Annotated in this window: 15 protein-coding genes and 1 pseudogene; 9 read left to right on the forward strand and 7 right to left on the reverse strand. The window is 40.8% G+C overall.

The features are described from left to right. Positions 1–20 precede the first annotated feature (20 nt). Positions 21–3707: a phosphoenolpyruvate synthase gene (ppsA, locus tag CDG77_RS18235; protein WP_094330757.1), complete on the reverse strand. Its 3687-nt coding sequence runs from the start codon at positions 3705–3707 to the stop codon at positions 21–23. A gap of 171 nt (positions 3708–3878) precedes the next feature. Between ppsA and CDG77_RS18240 the strand changes: the two genes are divergently transcribed. Continuing rightward, a complete protein-coding gene (locus CDG77_RS18240) occupies positions 3879–4280 on the forward strand; it encodes a hypothetical protein (protein WP_094330758.1) in 402 nt (133 codons plus the stop codon). A gap of 267 nt (positions 4281–4547) precedes the next feature. Here the strand turns inward: CDG77_RS18240 and CDG77_RS18245 are convergent, their stop codons facing one another. Beyond that, complete coding sequence (locus tag CDG77_RS18245) at positions 4548–5294, reverse strand: hypothetical protein (RefSeq protein ID WP_094330759.1); 747 nt, start codon at positions 5292–5294, stop codon at positions 4548–4550. Between the two features lie 379 nt (positions 5295–5673). After that, positions 5674–7602 carry an alpha-amylase family glycosyl hydrolase gene (locus tag CDG77_RS18250; RefSeq protein ID WP_094330760.1) on the reverse strand — a complete coding sequence of 643 codons (1929 nt, stop codon included), beginning with the start codon at positions 7600–7602 and terminating at the stop codon, positions 5674–5676. A 655-nt stretch (positions 7603–8257) separates the two neighbouring features. Here CDG77_RS18250 and CDG77_RS18255 point away from each other — a divergent pair. The 3 genes from CDG77_RS18255 (at position 8258) to CDG77_RS18265 (ending at position 11990) form a co-directional block, all read left to right on the forward strand. Then, positions 8258–9310, forward strand: coding sequence for a hypothetical protein (locus CDG77_RS18255; protein ID WP_094330761.1), 1053 nt, complete (start codon positions 8258–8260; stop codon positions 9308–9310). A 245-nt stretch (positions 9311–9555) separates the two neighbouring features. Then, the gene (locus CDG77_RS18260; RefSeq protein ID WP_094330762.1) at positions 9556–11391 is read left to right on the forward strand and encodes a serine/threonine-protein kinase; all 1836 of its coding nucleotides are present in this window, start codon (positions 9556–9558) and stop codon (positions 11389–11391) included. 380 nt (positions 11392–11771) lie between these two features. Next, positions 11772–11990: a hypothetical protein gene (locus tag CDG77_RS18265; RefSeq protein WP_094330763.1), complete on the forward strand. Its 219-nt coding sequence runs from the start codon at positions 11772–11774 to the stop codon at positions 11988–11990. 29 nt (positions 11991–12019) lie between these two features. Here CDG77_RS18265 and ribD read toward each other — a convergent pair whose 3' ends face one another. Together ribD and CDG77_RS18275 are read right to left on the reverse strand one after the other, a co-directional pair. Continuing rightward, the gene (ribD, locus tag CDG77_RS18270) at positions 12020–13231 is read right to left on the reverse strand and encodes a bifunctional diaminohydroxyphosphoribosylaminopyrimidine deaminase/5-amino-6-(5-phosphoribosylamino)uracil reductase RibD (RefSeq protein ID WP_094330770.1); all 1212 of its coding nucleotides are present in this window, start codon (positions 13229–13231) and stop codon (positions 12020–12022) included. A 180-nt stretch (positions 13232–13411) separates the two neighbouring features. Beyond that, entirely contained in the window at positions 13412–14011 is a 600-nt protein-coding gene (locus CDG77_RS18275) for an MBL fold metallo-hydrolase (protein WP_094330764.1), read from the reverse strand. A gap of 155 nt (positions 14012–14166) precedes the next feature. On the opposite strand from CDG77_RS18275, the gene CDG77_RS18280 reads away from it, so the two are divergent. The 3 genes from CDG77_RS18280 (at position 14167) to CDG77_RS18290 (ending at position 16856) form a co-directional block, all read left to right on the forward strand. After that, a complete protein-coding gene (locus CDG77_RS18280; protein WP_223269858.1) occupies positions 14167–15381 on the forward strand; it encodes a pyridoxal phosphate-dependent aminotransferase in 1215 nt (404 codons plus the stop codon). Positions 15382–15574: 193 nt separating this feature from the next. Beyond that, positions 15575–16321: a creatininase family protein gene (locus CDG77_RS18285; RefSeq protein WP_094330765.1), complete on the forward strand. Its 747-nt coding sequence runs from the start codon at positions 15575–15577 to the stop codon at positions 16319–16321. Between the two features lie 337 nt (positions 16322–16658). Then, entirely contained in the window at positions 16659–16856 is a 198-nt protein-coding gene (locus CDG77_RS18290) for a hypothetical protein (protein ID WP_094330766.1), read from the forward strand. 243 nt (positions 16857–17099) lie between these two features. On the opposite strand, the gene CDG77_RS18295 is transcribed toward CDG77_RS18290, so the two are convergent. Continuing rightward, positions 17100–17606, reverse strand: a complete 507-nt coding sequence (locus tag CDG77_RS18295) for an acyl-CoA thioesterase (RefSeq protein WP_094330772.1) — start codon at positions 17604–17606, stop codon at positions 17100–17102. A 343-nt stretch (positions 17607–17949) separates the two neighbouring features. Here CDG77_RS18295 and CDG77_RS18300 point away from each other — a divergent pair, with 343 nt between their 5' ends. After that, the gene (locus CDG77_RS18300; protein WP_190234000.1) at positions 17950–18078 is read left to right on the forward strand and encodes a hypothetical protein; all 129 of its coding nucleotides are present in this window, start codon (positions 17950–17952) and stop codon (positions 18076–18078) included. Beyond that, positions 18072–18406, forward strand: a pseudogene (locus CDG77_RS18305) (CHAT domain-containing protein); the annotation flags it as partial. The gene CDG77_RS18300 and the pseudogene CDG77_RS18305, both read left to right, overlap by 7 nt. A gap of 442 nt (positions 18407–18848) precedes the next feature. Here CDG77_RS18305 and CDG77_RS18310 read toward each other — a convergent pair. Further along, entirely contained in the window at positions 18849–19193 is a 345-nt protein-coding gene (locus CDG77_RS18310) for a DUF1815 family protein (RefSeq protein ID WP_094330768.1), read from the reverse strand. Between the last annotated feature and the right edge of the window lie 665 nt (positions 19194–19858).

The raw sequence follows: 19858 nt of genomic DNA on the forward strand, positions 1-19858 counted from the left end.
AGAACGAGCGTCATTACGAATTATGAATTATTACCTTCAACTTTTGCCACTTCTAGCATTGTCTTTAAAACCGAATCTGGATTCAGACTAATTGAGTCAATTCCTTGTTCAACTAAAAACTGAGCAAATTCTGGGTAATCGCTGGGTGCTTGTCCACAAATGCCGATTTTGCGATCGCATTTTTTCGCCGCTTCTATGGCCATTTTCACCATTCGTTTGACAGCCGGACTGCGTTCATCAAACAATCGCGCTACCAACGCCGAATCCCTATCTATCCCTAGTGTCAATTGAGTTAAATCATTTGAACCAATGGAGAAACCATCAAATACCTCAGCAAATTCCTCAGCCAAAATCACATTACTGGGCAACTCACACATTACATAAACCTGCAAGTCGTTAACACCCTGCTTTAAACCATTTTTTGCCATCTCTGCTAAAACCAACCGCCCTTCATCAGGAGTGCGGCAAAAAGGAATCATCGGAATAACATTCGTTAAACCCATCTCTTCCCGTACCCGTTTCAGGGCATGACATTCTAGGGCAAAAGCTTCTCTGTAGCCTTCATCATAGTAACGCGCTGCTCCTCGCCAACCTAACATTGGGTTTTCTTCATGGGGTTCAAACTGTCGCCCACCTAACAAATTCGCATATTCATTACTTTTGAAATCTGACATTCGCACAATCACTGGTTTAGGATAAAATGCTGCGGCAATTCTACCTATCCCTTGAGCTAATTTATCTACAAAATATTGGGGTTTGTCATTATAAAGCGAGGTCATTTCAGCAATTTTAGCTTTTGCAAATTCATCTTTTAATAATTCATAATGAATCAACGCCATTGGATGAATTTGGATTTGGTTAGCAATAATAAATTCTGTCCTTGCTAAACCGACTCCATCGTTAGGAATTGCCGATAAACTCAATGCTTCTTGAGGATTACCGACATTCATTAAAATTTTAGTATGAGTACGCGGTAAGTTCTCTAAAGGAACTTCTTCAACTTCAAAAGGTAATAATCCTGCATAAACTTTTCCTTCTTCTCCTTCAGCGCAAGAAATTGTTACCTCTTGACCGGGTTTTAAGATTTCTGTAGCATTGCCACATCCGACGATCGCAGGTACACCCAATTCTCGCGCAATAATTGCGGCATGACAATTACATACAATCACTGGGGTATATTTACTTGTGAATACAACATAGTTATGGTGTTCGGCAACTGTAATATTGAACACATCATCATCATGAATTTCTTCATCAACTGCAACTACCCTCTGCATCCGAATATCGCTTGCAAATAGACGATTGAATTTGCCAATTTTATGTAGTTGTTTGTCAGAAATCAGTAAATTATTATCTCTTCTGAGTTTTATCTGTCCTGTGGCATTTTCATCAAATAGTTGTTTGGTAGCAAAGAAGCGTGTTTGTATTACTCTATCGCTAACTTTCCCTTTAACCCTGTTGGTAAATTGCAATATTTCTGTTAATTTTTCAACCAACTGGACATTATATATTCCTCGATTGTTGGTCACTTGAGGAACAGTCCCTATTTTTAAACAAGCCAGAATTATAGCTTGTAATAGCAGTTCTTCTGACGCATATATATGAATGCGATTATTAAAGTAACAACCATCTCCATCAATCACACCTGCCAGAAAATTATAAGCAAATTCCACAGAGTTATTGAGCAACATACTCACAATATTTTGCTCTTTCTCATGCAAATTGTAGGCTATTTTTTTAGAGTATAGTCTATAAGCTGTTGCTTGACCTACTACTAATTGACCTCTTATTGAGCCAGAAGATACTTTTTTGAAATGAGCAACAAATGGTTTATCGTAAACTGTATTCATGCATTCCTGCATAGCTGCTATAAATTGCTGCTTCGGCAAAGTATCCTTTTCGATAAACTGTACCTCTCCATGAGTACGGCTTCTATAAATAGAACCATCTGTGAGTATACCCCCTAATAAATAAGCCAGCTTGATATTCTCTTTTTCGGGTACACCTAATTGCGGAATATTTTCTGCTATTACCACCATTTCTTGGGCTATAAGCATATCTTGAATTTCAGTTTTTAGATATTCACCACCTCTGATATTAATCATTTTGTGATCTGGTGTTAAGCGTAAGTAGTTGTCAGTCACTCTACCTGTTTGAGAGACGCTGACGCTAATCATTTTCGCTTGTCTTTTCATGGCATCCAGAATTGGTTGCCACTCTATTTTGTTGGTCTGAGTATTTAATGATAGAGTTAGCAAACCTTCATAACCTTGCTCATAAACCTGACGTAAGGTTAGAAACCCTTTATTGGTTAATATTTTGGTTTCTCCATCAAAGCATGTTCTACCACCAGAGTTGGTGACAATTGCACTGGCGCGTTTCATAATTGGTTCCCAGTCGGGATCGGTTCTTTCTGTCACCAAAACTTCCCCAGGTTGAAACTGTTCGAGTTTTTGAACATCTAAAATTAAGCGGGCTTTCCCTTGACTAATCGCTTCTCCAATTGCACTTCCCGTAACCAAGGGAATTGGCGATTGAGAATCGGTGAGTGAAGAGTTAGGAGATTTTTCCCCATTCCCGATTCCCCATTCTCTATTCCCCAATACCAACCGATAACTCCGTAATACATTTCCTGTCTTCTGCGACTGTACGGTTTCGGGACGTGCTTGTACAATAAAAAGTTGGTTAGTAATTCCATCTTTTGCCCACTCAATATCCATCGGAGTAAAAATGCCGTGGACTTGAGAATAATGATCTTCAATTAAACACGCCCAAGTTCCTAGTTGTAAAATCTCTTCATCACTCAGGGCAAATTTGCCTCTGTCGCTGGGGGAAACTGAAACATTTTTTGTAAATTTGGAACCGTCATCATAAATCATTTTCAGTTCTTTACTACCCAATTTTTTATCGATAATTGGGCGGAAACCAGCTTTTAAAGTTGGTTTAAAAACATAATATTCATCGGGATTTACAGAACCTTGGACAACGTTTTCACCTAAACCGTAGGCGGCTGTAATCAGTGCTGCATCCTTAAAGCCTGTTTCTGTGTCAATGGAAAACATTACCCCAGAGGTTGCTAAGTCAGAGCGCACCATTTTTTGCACACCAACGGCAAGGGCAATGCTAAAGTGGTCAAATCCCTTGGTATGACGATAAGAGATAGCGCGATCGGTAAAGATGGAAGCAAAGCATTTATGACAAGCTGCTAAAACTCCTTCCACACCGACAACATTGAGGTAAGTTTCTTGCTGTCCAGCAAAACTAGCATCGGGTAAGTCTTCGGCGGTGGCGCTAGAACGGACTGCTACATCTGTCTCTGCATGGTATCGTTCGCAAAGACTATGGTATGCTGTGGCGATCGCCTCTCGCAATTCTACAGGGAATGGGGTGTGGATTAATAGCGATCGCGCTTTTTTCCCCCGTTCGCGTAAATTTCTGACATCCTCAACATCCAAGTCGGCAAAGAGTTTGCGTAGCTTTGCTTCTAAACCTGCTGATTCGATGAAATGACGATAGGCGTAAGCCGTGGTGGCGAATCCGTTAGGAACGTTAATCCCTTTGGGCGTTAGCTGTTGAATCATTTCCCCCAGTGAGGCATTTTTACCACCAACTAAGGGGATATCAGCAATGCCAACTTCATCAAACCACAAGATGAGCGATCGCTCTTGGGCAGATGGAGATAAAGTACTTTTAGATACTGTAGTCATAAATATTACCTTTTAAGTTTATAATTTGTTTGCATATCTTTCCCATATTCAATTTTAGATTTTTCATTCTGTCGTGTAACTTTAAATTTGGCGATTAAAGACAACGCTATAGTCAATAAAAATTAACAATTATTCAAGTTAATAGTTGTATCAAAATACCGGATACATATAATGGCACAACTACAACGACTGCTGAAAATGGCAGAAGATGAGTTAACTGAGTACAGCACTGATGCCCGTAAAATGGAAAAACTACGGCGAAAAATAGGTTTAACGGTGTCGGTGGCTGAACAGCGACAAGTAAAAGAAGCATTATTAGCTAATAATAAATCTAATATAATTACTCAAATTGTGGAAGAACAAAGACAAACTGTAGCCTTACCATTTTGGGGAATTGCTGGATTGGGTTTGTTATTCGGAATTTCTTTAAATCAACCCTTTTTTTTATTAGCAGCTATAGTTGGGACTGTATCAGCTTATAGAATTCAGAAATGGGGTTGGCAATTGCAGGCAAGGAGTCTATTGTTACAAACATTAGAAGATATTGAAGCGCGTATTGCCCAACCTAAATAGATACACTTTATAGATAAATTATCTATACACAGTTGTATTTTAATATACAACTTGATCGGCTAGTTACTCCATTGGCACTTCCTAAGTACTTAATAATTCCTTTGGGATCGCCATAACAAAAAAATTAGATATTGGATTTGATTCAAATGTCTACGCTCCTGGGTTACGTGCAACAAATACTACATTACCCTTCAGCGTCTTGCAGAGAAGTAAAAACCAATAACTGCGGTAAATTCATTAATGTAACTCACCTTAGTGGACACAATATTATTGCCTCTTCACAGCAATTGTGTAACTAGGTAGATGTGAGGAATGTGTTTGAGTTTTCACAAGTCGCCAGTCATTATCTATGTATAAATTCTCAAAAATTTGAGAAGTTGCTAAGGATATTTTTTGGAATTCATTAGGATGATTTATCTCTATGTTGTCTAAATTTAGAACTTTAGGCAAATCATCTTTTGGCGAGTTCAGGTTGACTTTAGTGTTAACTACATTAGTAAACCAGTTGTAGACTGATTCTAAAGTTAGAGGAATTTCTCGATTTTGAAAAGCTTGAAATCTATCTATATTTTGAAGATACCATTTACCATTTTGAACTCCATATTTTTGGATTACCATGAAATCATAAGCTGGTAAATTTGATTGATAATTATGGGATAAAGAAGACTCTTTTCCCATAATATAGCGGGCTACACTGGCACAGTAACCATCACGCTGGAAAATTTGGAAGGACTGATCTTGTATTCTTTTTGGTAAACTTTCATGCAACGATATTGTAGACCAGATTGGTGTCCAAACACCCACTAAAAGCCGTAATTGTTCTGTAACACTGGCAACAGGATTATGTTCGCTCAATTTTATAAAATAGGGAAGTAATTCAGTTTTGTAAAAATTTATTTCATCATCTAAATAGTCTGGATTTCGACCTTGAACCCGTGCCAAAATTTCTTTTTTAAATTTCCGTTTTTTTGAAGCGCTTAATTTATTTTCCAGCAAGAGGTCGAACATCACCATTTACCTTTTTCTCTTTTTTTTTAGATGACTTGGTAATAATTAACAACTGGTGAGTTTAATACTCATAAAGGTATTATCTGTTCTTTTATACTGTAAAACATAGAGCCTTTAGCTCTTTTTTTGACAGTTCTTATATGTTTATGTGCTTGATACTATCTATTTTTACTGACAAAATGGTGTGATCCAGATCACCATAAGCTAAAATATATATTTATTGAAAAAGCATTTTGAAATCAGGTATTGGATACATAAATATGTAGCAGCTACTCTTCGAGTTCTCCAACGGAGTATCAAGAAGCGTTATTAATTCACAAAAAATAAAGTGCGAAGGATGAAAATTTTGCTCCTTCGCACTTCATTGTTTATCTGAATGAAATTTCTATGATTCTCTTCCCGATGCCCAAGTATCACGCCATTTAACAGTACCTTCTTTCGCAATCACCCAGCGACGATTTACCAAATTTTCGCGCAGAGGCGATTGCCCTTCCCGCCACATGGCATATTTATAAGCAATCAGCTTACCAGCACTTTCATCAAAGGGAATCTCGGCAGACCAGGTATTTGAGTTGATGTACTCTAAAGGATATGCTTTGCTGATATCCCAGTTACCCAACTCTGGGCAATCTCCTGTCACCACAATAATTTCACCGGGTTTGGTATCTACGCCATTGAGTTGGACGCGGACAATTGTTTGTGCTTTGATGCGTTCCCCAACGTGGCTGAAAACAAGCACTCCCCGTTCTTGTAGTACTAGGTCATAAATCTTGCCATCTTTGACTTCATACTTATTGCGAGTCACGACACAAGTATGTTCACCATCAGGTAGTTCTGTTTCTACTTCTGGTAAGGTAACTTCTCCTCCCCGGTTTAAAGCTACAAAACACAGAGAATCACGAGAACGGCGCACATAACAGTATACGTCGGGGGTCAAGTATTTTTGCCAATGGCTACCCATTGACACGGCTGGATTCAGTCGCCGTAAACCAGACAGCAGTCTGATACAACGGTAAATCTCGCTATCAGTATCCCAATCTTCCATCATTGGGCGGTTATATGGGTCATTACCGCCATCAGTATCGTTATGTAAATACTGTTCTGTGCCGTAATATATACAGGGAATACCGCGAGATGTCATAATTAAGGCGATCGCAACCTTAAGCATCGCTGGATCGGGATTCAGCGATTGGAAGCGGCACATATCATGGTTATCGATGAAGGTAATTAACTCTGTTGCCCCGTTATAGCGATAATCCTGGTCAAAAATGTATTGAATTGTTTGGAATCCCATTTCTGAACCTTGCCCTAGTGCGGCTCGAATTGCTACACATAGGCCAAAGTCTAGAAGTGTCATGCCTGAGTGGTTAACAAATTCTACTGAGCGATCGTCACTAGGATTACTATAAATCCATTCACCAAAAATAAATACATCTGGTTTGTGATTGCTCATCTCGCCAGTAAATTCTTGCCAAAACCAGATGGGCATGTGCTTGACAGTATCAACTCGCAGTGCATCCACACCTCTGTCTAGCCATTGTTTAATTGCTGACTTGATATACTGCCGATATTCTGTATTGTTTTCATTGAAGGTTGCTAAACCAGATAGTTCACAATTCTGTACTTGCCAGTCGTCTTCCCAGTTTTGCACTTCGCCATAGTGGTGATACCAATTATTGACATCATCATTGAAGTCAGCAATTTTAACACCATCATCATACAATTCACCTTTGCTCCCACTGGTATCAGGGCTGCTGTGGTTGCAGACAATATCCAGCACCAGCTTCATATTCCGCTTGTGCAGTTCTGCAATTAACCGATCGAAGGTCGTATTTTTTTCTTCTTGAGTAGCATTTAAAGAAGGATTCTCTCCATCAGCAATGTAGCGAGGATTAATCCGCTTAAAGTCTTTTGTCCAATAGCCATGCATCGCTGCATTGCTAATAAATAACTCTTCTACTTGCTCGAATAATGGAGTTAGCCAAAGGGCAGTAACTCCCATATTTTTGAGATAATCTAATTTATCGATGACACCTTGCAAGTCACCACCCCAGTACTTACCCCATTCTTGTCTATTGGGATCGTACAGTTCTGAGTTTTCACCTTCGCTGTTATCTGGATCGCCATCATAAAAACGATCGACCACAAGAAAGTAAATAGTTTCTTGACGAAATTCAATATCTCTGGTGTAAAGAAACTCTAGGTCAACCTCAGTCTCTGATGGTGGCGTTTCTATAATAGCGTCTACTTTTTCTTGTGCAGAATCAACTTTGTATTGATCTGGGGAAAACTGAGATGGAGGGGTTTTTACCATAAAAAGACTCAAAATTTATGTAATTCACAGTTGTAGAACTAACAGTACAAAGATTTCGAGTATTGTGTGTAACTACAAACATCGGTATTGTGACATCCGGCTCGCGGTGTAGGTATCTATCGTTAGCTAGTTTATAATTCTATCGATAGATATAATTCATCTGCTAGAGGATAAAAACAAAGGAATATAGCAGTTATTCACGACAATAGCTTCATCACAAAAATTTACAATATTTTTGCTCTTGTGAAGCGGCTCCAGTGCTGGTTACAAACCTTTGATTAATCACTCTCATTTATTTATATTAAAATTTTTACAAAAATATCGTCGAGCGCTTCGGAATATGTCTCAAATCATGATATCGACTAGTCAGTAGTTTGTAAAATCGGATTAATTAGCGCTGGAGATTAGCTGTCAACAAGGTTTCCTTATCTTTGACTAATTATTGCAGGACTTACGCAAAATCATGAAAAAACGAACCGCAAAGTCCGCAAAGGACACAAAGAAATAAGAGTTTCAGAGAGTTTTTGCGTAAGTCCTATATTGATTCAACCAGGTATTCGCCAACTTTTTCTCTAGAAGATTCGCTCCATTGCTAAACTGACCATTGTCGCTTTAAATCTGTTATTACTATCAAGGATTAATTTAGGTAGCAATTATGACCAAATATGACAAGGTTTTTAACTCACCAAAGACATCAGAGGAATCACTAAGTCCAGAAGAGGCGGTGGCGGCGATCGCAACTGTCACTGCGATCGCTGATTCCGTGATTGAAGATGTAGATGCAGAAAGTTTAGCGGGTATCCTCTGGGAATTCGAGGTTTTTGAGGAATACTCAGAAGATGAAATCACCGAAATAGTTGATAGACTCATCTCCATTGCACAAGAAGAGGGAATTGGGCCTCTGTTTAATGCGGCTAAAGTCTCTCTCTCGGATGAATTAGTGCTGGATGGTTTTGCAGCTGGAGTGATAGTGCTTTTAGACGATGAACTCGCGATCGCTAAACCAAAACAAGCCTACCTCAAAAAGCTACAAGCAGCCTTAGAACTGGAAGATGAAGAAGCAGAGGAAATTATTAAGGAAGTAATTGCAGCCTTTAAAGAAGCAGAAGAGGAAGAATATGCAGACGATGACGAAGATGAGACAGTAGTCATAGAAGATTTTAGCGAACAGACATATCAATCCCCTTTAAGTAATTTTACTGTGCCAATTCCGGTCGATCCGCAACAGGGCGGTAGAATTCAAAGCCAAGAAGGAGTAGTTGGCTTTTCTGATGACATCGGTACTTTATTGAGGATCGATTATTATCCTTTCCCCCTAGAACAGTTAGAGGAACTGGAATCTGTTGGACAAGAAGAATATTTACAAACAATTTTAGTAGACAAGTATGTACCCCAGGCGATTTTTGCCAATGTACCAGATGCTTCTGTGGAGTATACCGAATATCTGAAAGATACTTTGCGAGGTGCTTACTATGTGTTAATCGATATGCCCAAAGGTTCCACAATTTCTAAGCAAGAAAATAATGGAACTGCGATCAGATTAGATGCCTACCGAGGGCTGCTCGCTTTTATCAGTGGTGAATTTTTGTATATAGTTAGTAGTCAGCACAGCTTTATTGACGGCGAAACTCCCGATTCCCTCGAAGAAGAAGCTGAAGATATTAAGGAAAGTATTTTAGAGTTTGTTGAAACTATAGAGTTTGCTTAAAACATCTCCGTGGGTTTCAAACCCTTAACTTTTTCTGAGCAAAATCGGCAGTTAAAAACCACGTCTACACGACCAAAAACTCCGAGGTGGGTTTAAATCCTTAGTCCGCGGAGGTAAAATTTGCTTGTGTAGACGCGAATGACCTTCGCCCTGGCTTTACTTATGTGATGTACATTTGGAAAGGGCGATGTCTGACGACAAGCCCAGAGGCGGAGTGTCTCCGATGTCTATGCTTGTGATTTTTCATGACAATAACCCTGCTAAACAATCGCTATCAAGTTATCCAGGTAATCGGCGCTGGTGGTTTTGGCGAAACCTTTCTGGCAGAAGATGTTCACATGCCTTCTCGCCGTCGTTGTGTTATCAAGCAACTTAAACCGATAACCAATAATGACCCGCAAAATTACCAACTTATCCAACAACGGTTTGAACGGGAAGCCGCAACCTTGGAGTATTTAGGTGAAAGTAGTAACCAAATTCCGAAACTTTACGCCTACTTTTCTGAGAACGGGCAATTTTACCTTGTCCAAGAATGGATTCACGGCCAAACTCTGACAAAAATTGTCGAAGCCAAAGGATTTGAGAGTGAAGCTGCTGTTCGGCAAATTCTCTTGAGTCTGCTATCAGTTTTAGATTATGTCCACAGTAAGGGCATTATTCACCGAGATATCAAGCCAGAGAACATCATTCTCCGTTCGATTGATAACAAGCCAGTTTTGATTGATTTTGGCGCAGTTAAAGAAACAATCCGTTCTGTGGTGAATCCTCCAGGATACCCCACGCGATCGCTCGTTATTGGTACGCCTGGGTATATGCCTAGCGAACAAGCTGTTGGCCGTCCAGTTTACGGCACTGATATCTACAGTTTAGGTTTAACGGCGGTTTATCTGCTGACCGGCAAACACCCGCAAGAATTACAAACCGATCTGAAAACTGGGGAAATACTTTGGCAGCAATATGCCCCTAACGTCTCTTTCCAATTAGCGGCAATCCTCAATCAGGCAATTAAGCCTCATGCTGGCGATCGCTACAGCACTGCTAGTAAAATGTTACACGCTTTGCAATCTGCTAGTAATATCCCTCCTGAGTTAGGTGCAAATACTCCCACTGTTAATTTTTATCCCACTGTGGCATCAACTCGACAAACCCAGCCATTATATTCGCCGCAAAAAAATTCTGTGATTCCAGGGTCTTCCACTCCTGGAAACTGGCAAAAACCAACATTGATTGTTGGTACTTTGCTGGTAGGCGGCTTGATTGGTGCAGTAGTAATTCCTAACATCATTCGTCAGCAACAACCAGAAACAACCATTGCCACAAGTTCCACCCCATCGCCAGAATCTTTGCCCACTCCCACATCCAGCAAATCGCCCGTTTCTTCCCAAACTTCTCCGGTTCCAGTTGCACCCATCTCACGACCACGACAGCGAGTAATTCCCGCCCCTTTGCCAACCTTTAATCCCCCAGTTGTATCCGCACCACAGCCAGAAAAAGAACCTGTAACTTCAGATACTCCAGCGCCAGAAGTACGTTCTACACCACAGCCAGAACCAGAAAATGTTGCTGTTCCCACACCAGAAGTACCTTCAGCACCACAGAAGAACGATCGTCCGCCTAGTAAAGTAGCTTTTACTAACAACAGACAAAGTGTTCCCGCATTTCCTACAGGTACATCAAGAAGTGCCGTAGAAGCTACCCTTGGCAAACCAAATCAAGATTTAAAAGGCGCATGGGGTAAGACGCGTGCTGTTGTTTACAAACTAGTGCCAAACAAAATTGACCTTGGCTACTTATTCGATCGAAATTCTAAAGTGCTGCGTCAAACTGAGGTATCTTTTGCCCAATCGGTAGACCCACAGGTAATGGAGACTACCTTGAATGGAATGTTAGATGGTCAAGCTACTGAAGAAATTAAGCAGGGACTTAAGCAGATACAACAGCGTCAGTCTGATAATTTTAGTTTTAAAAATGGTTCAGTCAAGGGTCAAATTATCCGCCAACAATGTGATTTTATTTACATCAGTGTTTGGGATGAAAATTTACATGATTTTGTCAGTCCCTCGACGGCCAGACAGTGTTAATTTCCTGTAACCCATTGTTCTCAAAAGTGAGATTTTTGTATATTAGAAGACAGATTCATGATTGAATATAGTCTTTAGAAAACTGTCTTGACTGAGCTACAATCAACATAATTTCGGTCTTCAGAAACACAAAAACCCAGTTTTTAGAATTGAGTGTATTTGCCTTCTAGCTTTTGCAACTAAACTCATGAAAATCTGCCTTCCCAATCTCCAATCCCTATCTTCCAACTGAGTTTCAAATTCTTAATCTTCATAAAGTTATAAATCACATTATTAAGTTTTTAATAATACTTGTCTCAGCTTCTACATTAATGTCCTAAAGTGCGATCGAAATTGTGTAATCTGAAAACAGCAAAGCTAAATTATTCAATTGAGGTCTGATGACTCCTACAATTATGCGTCAGCTTTGGTCAGTGGTTGAAACCGCTCAAGCCAAGCTCCTCTTGCAACTGGATGATGCTAGCTTGGTGCAGTGGTTGGTGAAACAAACCGAAACACAAGTGTTGTTAGATTCTAACGAAACGGATTTTCTTAGCCACTACATTGAATCTCGGCTAGCTCTTATCCGCGATCTTGCCCACGAACGTCAGTGTTCATGATAGCAAAATCACGATTAATTGATTGATAGTCAAGTGTTATTACTATTGACTATGGCTTTTTGAGGAAAATAACCTTCTACTAAGCAATCAGAGCCGACTACACGCCAACGAACACGTTCTAGAGACAACGCCTCAGTCATGGTAGTAAAACCTAAATCGCCCACAGGTGTGGGAGCAATGCTACCACCAATGATTTTTGGGGCGATAAATGCTAAAACTTTTTGTACTGCTCCTTGAGCGATCGCACTGGCAGCTAAAGTCCCGCCACATTCCCACAATACGCTACAAAAACCCCGTTCATATAAGTACGCCATTGCCTTATCTGGTGTAAGCGATGTTAATTCCACGACTTCCACCCCAAGTTTTCGCAACAATTCTTGGAAATCGGGGTTAGCACCCTTTTCTGTCAACACCAAAGTTGGAGCATCGGCAGTTTGCCAGAGATGGGCAGTTTCCGGTAAATTGAGATGGCGACTCATCACCACCCGCAGAGGATTATGTGCCTCTGCATGATGGCTGGTTAAATAAGGATTATCTTGTCTGACTGTATTACCGCCGACAATTATTGCATCGCAAGCCGCCCGCAATTGATGTACTTCATTGCGGGACTCTTGGCTTGTTACCCAAGTGCTATGACCAGAGGTGGTAGCAATTTTGCCATCTAAAGTCATAGCATATTTTAAAATTCCTAAAGGTCGCTTGTAGAGAATGCGATGCACAAAAGCTTCATTTAGTTGATAACAAGCTGATTCTTCTACTCCTACCAACACTTCGATCCCCGCCGCCCGTAAACGGGCAATACCACCTCCCGCTACCAATGGATTGGGATCGACCATACCTACTACTACTTTTGCCACTCCAGCTTGGATTAATCCTTCCGAACAAGGGGGAGTCCGTCCGTAGTGATTGCAAGGTTCAAGTGACACATAGATTGTTGCACCACAAGATCGATCGCCTGCTGCTTGCAAAGCAAACACTTCTGCATGAGGCTCACCTGCACGAGGATGAAACCCCTCGCCAACAATCTCACCATCCTTGACAATCACCGCTCCCACCAACGGATTTGGCGAAGTCCGTCCTAAAGCGCGGCGAGCAAGTTCTAAACACCGCAGCATCATGCGAGAGTCAAAATCAGTTCCGATTTTTTCTTTTATAACTGCTGACTCCACTAAATGTATATTTTCCTGAGTGTAATTTGGTAAGGATGCATCTGCTTGAGCGACCACTGGGGAATTATCCATAATTTTAGGCAACACTGTAAATATTCTGCACGCGATCGCACAGCCTTTCCACAGAAGAATCGCGCTTTGCTTCTGATAATTAAAAAGAGCGGGAAAGGGAAAAGCCCAACTCTGGGAGGCGCACTCGCGTTCGGGTGGCAAAACGGCCTTCCCCTTTCCCTTCTGATAACTCCCACCCATTTACAGCGTCGCCACAAGTTCCTGTAAGCGATCGCGTCCATCACGAAAAATAGGCCAACCATCCCCCACCAGCACTGCTTCTATCCGACTCAGTTCTGCTAACCTGCGAACAGAGGCAACAGCCTCCTCTCGATTCAGCAGCTTGTCATCTGGCAATATAGTTAAGCTACCTGCTTTCCGTGCCCTGACTAAATCTCCTGTAATCAAAGTCGTCTCCTCCAGTAACAGAGCTAATTCACCGGGAGTTTTCGAGCCTTGGAGTTCAATTACTTTTAACCCAGGTACAAACTCTTCACCATCAGATAACCAGCGATCGCAAGGTATGGGAAAAGTGTCTTTTTCTGCCACAGGGCCAGCTATCTTAGCATAAGTTTGATCGGCAATATCTTTACTTGCCCTAACATGCTCGGAATTCGTCAGCACAATCCAAACCACACCACCGAGGGATTTGAGATGATTCCAATCATGGTTTGAGAGGGCTACTGGGTCAATCAAGATGTTTCCATCTGGGCGAATCCAGGCAATCCCATTGAAATCAATATTTCTTGCCGGATTGAAATTAGACCAGCTATAGAGATCGGGACGGTGCAAAGATTTCATGATGATTCTGGATCGTTACTTCAGTAATTGACTATTAATATCAATAATTAAGTATATAGATTATGACGTTGCATTCCCCCTGAATCTGGAATTTGAGTATACTACGATAAATGTATCTGTATTATGGGTTTTAGAGAAATTCCCGCCTAAAGCCAATGGAAATCAACGGAGGTATCGGGTTGAGTAAGATTGGGCGTAAAAAAATATCAGCGAAGGCAGACCAGTTTACAGAGTCGGTGATTCGGGAAATGACGCGGGTGGCATTGCAACATGGTGCAGTGAATTTGGCTCAGGGGTTCCCTGATTTTCCCTGTCCCTTGGAGTTAAAGCAGGCAGCAAATGATGCAATAGAGGCAGATGTCAACCAGTATGCCATTACCTGGGGCGATCGCCCATTTCGTCATGCGATCGCCAACAAAGTTCGTTGGTATCTCGGTTTAGATATCGACCCTGAAACCCAAATCACCGTCACTTGTGGTTCCACAGAAGCAATGGCATCCGTAATGCTAGCCACAGTCGATCCTGGGGATGAAGTAATTGTATTTGAGCCATATTACGAAAACTATGGCCCCGATGCGATTTTAGCTGGTGCTACACCCCGCTACGTGACACTGCATCCTCCCCATTGGACTTTTGATGAAGCACAGTTGCGTCAAGCTTTCAATGCCAATACCAAAGCCATTATTATCAACACACCCCACAACCCCACCGGCAAAGTCTTCACCCGTGAAGAACTCACCCTAATTGCCGAACTTTGTCAAAAGTGGGATGTCTTAGCCTTCACAGATGAAATTTACGAACATATTCTCTATGATGGCACTCAACATATTGCCTTAGCGACTCTTCCCGGTATGGAAGAACGTACCGTTACCATTAATGGTCTATCCAAAACTTACAGCGTCACTGGCTGGCGAGTCGGCTACATTTTGGCAAACCCCAAATTAACAGGAGCCATTCGCAAAGTCCATGATTTCCTCACCGTTGGCGCACCTGCACCATTACAACGAGCCGGAGTTGCTGCCATGCAACTACCACCATCCTATTATGAAGAACTAGCCAAACTTTATCACCAGAAGCGAGACAGCATCTTACAGATTCTCGATCGAGTTGGCATTCCCTACTTCCTTCCCCAAGGAGCGTATTATGTTCTGGCAGATATTTCCAAATTTGGCTACAAAACAGACGTTGAATTCACTTACCATCTAATCAAAAATATTGGTGTTGCTGTAGTTCCAGGTTCCAGCTTTTTTAGCCAACCAGAAAAAGGCCACTCATTAATCAGATTTTGCTTCAGCAAAACACCTGAGACATTACAAACAGCGAGCGATCGCTTACTCAAACTCCAAGCCAGCCTACAACCCACAACCTAACATTCATTTCTTCTCTCTGCGCTCTCTGCGCCTCTGCGGTTCGTTTCTCTTCAACATCCCAACTAATTTTATCGCGATCGCCACCACCAGATAGCAAAGGAGTTCATAATCATGTTATGGGCAATATAGAACTTGCTGTTTAGCAGAAAAAGGTTTTGTCCCACCGCAATTTTATTGAGGAAAGTCATCAAAAATGTTACTGCATTTAAGTACTTGGCAAGAAGTCGAAGCTTATTTAGAGCAGTCACGGGGTATTATTTTCCCTATTGGTTCCACAGAACAACACGGGCCAACGGGGTTGATTGGTACTGATGCCATTTGTGCAGAAGCGATCGCTCGTGGTGTGGGTGATGCGACTCAAGCGATCGTCGGCCCTACAATCAATGTGGGGATGGCACTGCATCATACTGCTTTTCCTGGTACAATCAGTTTCCGCCCCAGCACTTTAATTCAGGTAGTGCGAGATTATGTAACTTGTTTAGCCAAAGCTGGTTTTACCAAATTTTACTTTATCAACGGACACGGTGGTAACATCGCTACCCTCAAAGCTGCATTTTCAGAAACTTACGCCCATTTAGAAGATTTGCAGATTCCCAATGCCCAGCAAGTGCAATGTCAAGTAGCAAACTGGTTTATGTGCGGTTCTGTATATAAGCTGGCTAAAGAATTATATGGAAATCAAGAAGGTTCTCACGCAACTCCAAGTGAAGTAGCTCTCACCCAGTACGTTTATCCAGAGGCGATTAAGCAAGCATTCCTTTCACCAGAAGTTGCAAGCGGACACACAATTTATAGTGCAGCTGACTTTCGAGTGCGTTATCCCGATGGACGGATGGGTTCAAATCCGGCTTTAGCAACGCCAGAACACGGTAAACAATTTTATGATTTGGCGGTGAAAGAACTTAGTAATGGGTATTTGGAATTTATGAACGCAGAATAAGGAGTCTTGAGTAACCTATACAACTGCACCAGGTTTCTTTTGCTTCCGAACTTCTAAATATATCCTTCCAGAAATTGTAATTATTGATACAAAATTGCCAGTAAAAAACATTTCATAAATTCTGCCAAATTGCCAAATAAGTTGCTCTCACCTGAATTATTGTCTCATTTTTAGATAATATAAAATTGGCGCAGTTAGACAACAATATTGGCTTTAATATCTATTCCAAATTAAGTCTAATAGCTTTAGCACTAATAATTTTTACTTCAGATAAAATTTCCCCTTACTGAATAAACATCTTCTCTGGTAAGGGCTATTGTTAAGGAATTTATATATTATGATTGCTACGCTGATTGTAGCTTGGATTGTCTTCATAATATTGTGGAAGTTGTTGAAAGCAACCCTGAAGAGTGCCTTCACTATTGCCGCAATTCTTATTTTATTAAATATTAGTTTTGGCATTACTCCACAAGATATTTGGCATCACATAATGCAGTTTACTCAAACTCTATCAAACATCCAAAGCGGCAAGTAAAAAAGTAAAATTAATTGAATTCAACACAAAGATCCAGTTCTTACTTATACCAATTCTGTATGAAGATGCGCCAAACTATATAAGGAACGAACCGCAAAGAACACAAAGAAAGAAGCCATGAGAATTTGGCGCAGCCTCACAAAGAAATGGTATTAGTAAGCCATTCATTGTTTGTAGTAAGAACTTAAATCCTTACCACAAACTTTAATTTATTTACGCCTAGCTACTTGTAACCTTTGTTAGTCAATCATTATTTAATGCTGAAATCTTAGCTAATGCATCCTTAAAACTTGGCGGCAGCTGACGCATAATCTTGCCTCTTTCGCGATCTAAAGCTACTAAAGTCACCTTGGCAGTAACGTACAATTGTTGTCCATCAATTGAGACTATGGCATAATCCCAATTGATTCGGACACCAGTTACCTCAGCCATGCGGGTTTTTACCACCACTGTCATACCCAATTGAATTGAACGGTGATAGCGCAATGACATTTCTACAACTGGTAAATCGCAACCTATAGCGACTAAATCAGCAAATTCAATCCCTATAAATCGCAAGCATTCAATCCGCGCTTCTTCCATCCAAGCTATATAGGAACCGTGCCAAACAACACCAGAATAGTCAGTGTGGTGGGGTTGCACTCTCACAGGATATTCAAACCAATTCCCAAATTCATGACTTGATGGATTGTCAAGAGCGCTAGTAGGTGGTAATTCTGGTTGGCTAGGTTTTTCTTGTGACCTTTTCACTTTTTTAAGCACCTATAAATAAATTTTCCAAATATTTAATAGCGTAAAAATTAATTGCGTTGCAAGAATTCTCGATTTAATATTTACACTTCCGAGTATGGGGAGTATTTTGTTATGCAGCCTAATCTCCAGTATGTTAGTGTTATTACTTTAACTCTACTTAGTTTACTCGGTTTTGGGATGGCCTACCCAGACAATGACCAGGTAAGCACAAATGCAAGCTTGAGATACAACTCTACAAAAAAAAGCTCAAGCTTTACCCAAGAATAATCAGCTTTCAGAAATTGAAAGGCTCAATGAAGAAGCTATCAAAGAATCTCAGCAAGGCCAATGGAAAGAAGCGTTGCAGAGATTACAGCAAGCATTAGCTATCACTAGAGAACATGGAGATCGCTCTTGGGAAGCAGTAACATTCAATAACATCGGCAGAATCTACCAAGGTGAAAGAAAGTATCCTGAAGCACTTTGGTAGTGTTGAGCGCCTGTGAAACCGGCTTGGGAGGTAAGTTAGGTAATGGTGAGGAAATTTTGGGCTTTGGCTATCAGATGCAACAAACTGGCGCAAGATGCGATCGCCTCGGGTCTGTGGATGATGGTGGTACACAGGCACTCATGAGCGCTTTTTATAGTATATTTTCCACCGATAAGTTGACTAAAACTGAAGCTTTACGGCAAGCCCAAGTCTCATTAATTACCGGAGACTGGAAGGTAAGAAGTCACAATCTACCCGTGGTGGCGGTTAATGATTTTAGTCATCCGTACTATTGGCATCCTTTATTTTGATTGGCAATGGACTTTAGGTGTCGATCGTTCCCCACCTGCTGTCAAAGGATGCCTTTTTCAAGCTTATGGCTGATGTGTCAGCTAGAAAATTCATTAAAAATTCATAATTCATAATTCATAATTTATAATTTCGTTATGTAAGTAGATTTAAACTCCAAATAAAACGACGCTACTTGCTTGATAGTTGCAATATTTTTAACGTGTCTTTTGATTATGAATTATGAATTAGTAATTACTAATTATGTTGATTGTGATTAGGAGTGCGTTTTAACTTTCAGCTAAAGGCTCAAAATTCGGTTCGTGAGGTTTTGGTAGATACAAAAAAGTACGTGATGGGCCAGCCACGAGCCAATCACTTAAAGGCAATGGATAACAGGATAAATAAGAGCGATCGCTAACTAAGCCACCATTACCAATTACCGATAATCGATTTCTAATTTGCGATCGACCTTTGGAAGCTTAATACTTCTTGGCAAGAATTTTAGAGCCTGTATCGGTTTGCATAGATTGCTTGACAAGATCGGCCAGTTCGTCCAGTTGGCTAATTGCCTCTGCACCTTCTAGCTTCATTAATTCGCGGTCATCCCGCATTTCCGTCCAAGTAATCCCATAATCGGATACCAAAAACCGAATCAGGTGGTTATCACCCAAGCTAACCATAAATGATGCACTATTCATTTGGTCGCCACAGGTATAACAAGAAGCAGGATACCCGCGCCGCTCTAATACGACCGCCAAGGCTTGCAGGTTCATTACCAAGTCTTGGACGAATTGTCGATGTTGATGTGCTAGTCTCAGAAACACTTTTGTCCTCCAGACACCACAGTCATTTGAGTTTCTTTTATATTTTCTTTAGATTTTCTCATCCACTGGTATTGTAAACTATTCACTACAATTACCAGACAGATAATATTGAGTCTTTAATTGGCTACCTTGTTTAGGGTAGTAGATCGGAGTTTTGAGCGCCGTATCAAACTATTCAGTTTGCAAATTAAAAATCTCGGACAGAATTGCGAAATTTAACTATATCTTTATACGCTTCTGTCAGGGTAGATTCTTATATGAAGCGTTCCGATTTAAGAGTAACCTAAATCTAGCACTAGTCAAGTACAGAAAAGCTACATATTTTGTTTTTCTTGGCAACGTGCAGCTAAATTCACTGTTATTGGAGGCTATAACGTAGTTTTTTATCGTTATAGTCTCTATTGCTCATGCATTTAACTAATTCGGCGGAATTCCCCGTCCCTCTACAGGGCGGGGATGGATAGCCGGGTGATTCCTCAAACACCTCCGACTAATATCAACCGCAGGTTGATAAGGAAGTGGGGTGTTTGAGAAATCACCAATTATTGGATTTTAGCGCTTTACCACAATGTATATTTATGGTAGAGTAAGCACATCAAAGAGGTGAAAGTGAAGTGTTACACAAGGTTGTACAAGTCCGTTTATATCCGTCACTTGAGCAACAA

The organism is Nostoc sp. 'Peltigera membranacea cyanobiont' 213 (assembly GCF_002245975.1).
GTDB lineage: Bacteria > Cyanobacteriota > Cyanobacteriia > Cyanobacteriales > Nostocaceae > Nostoc.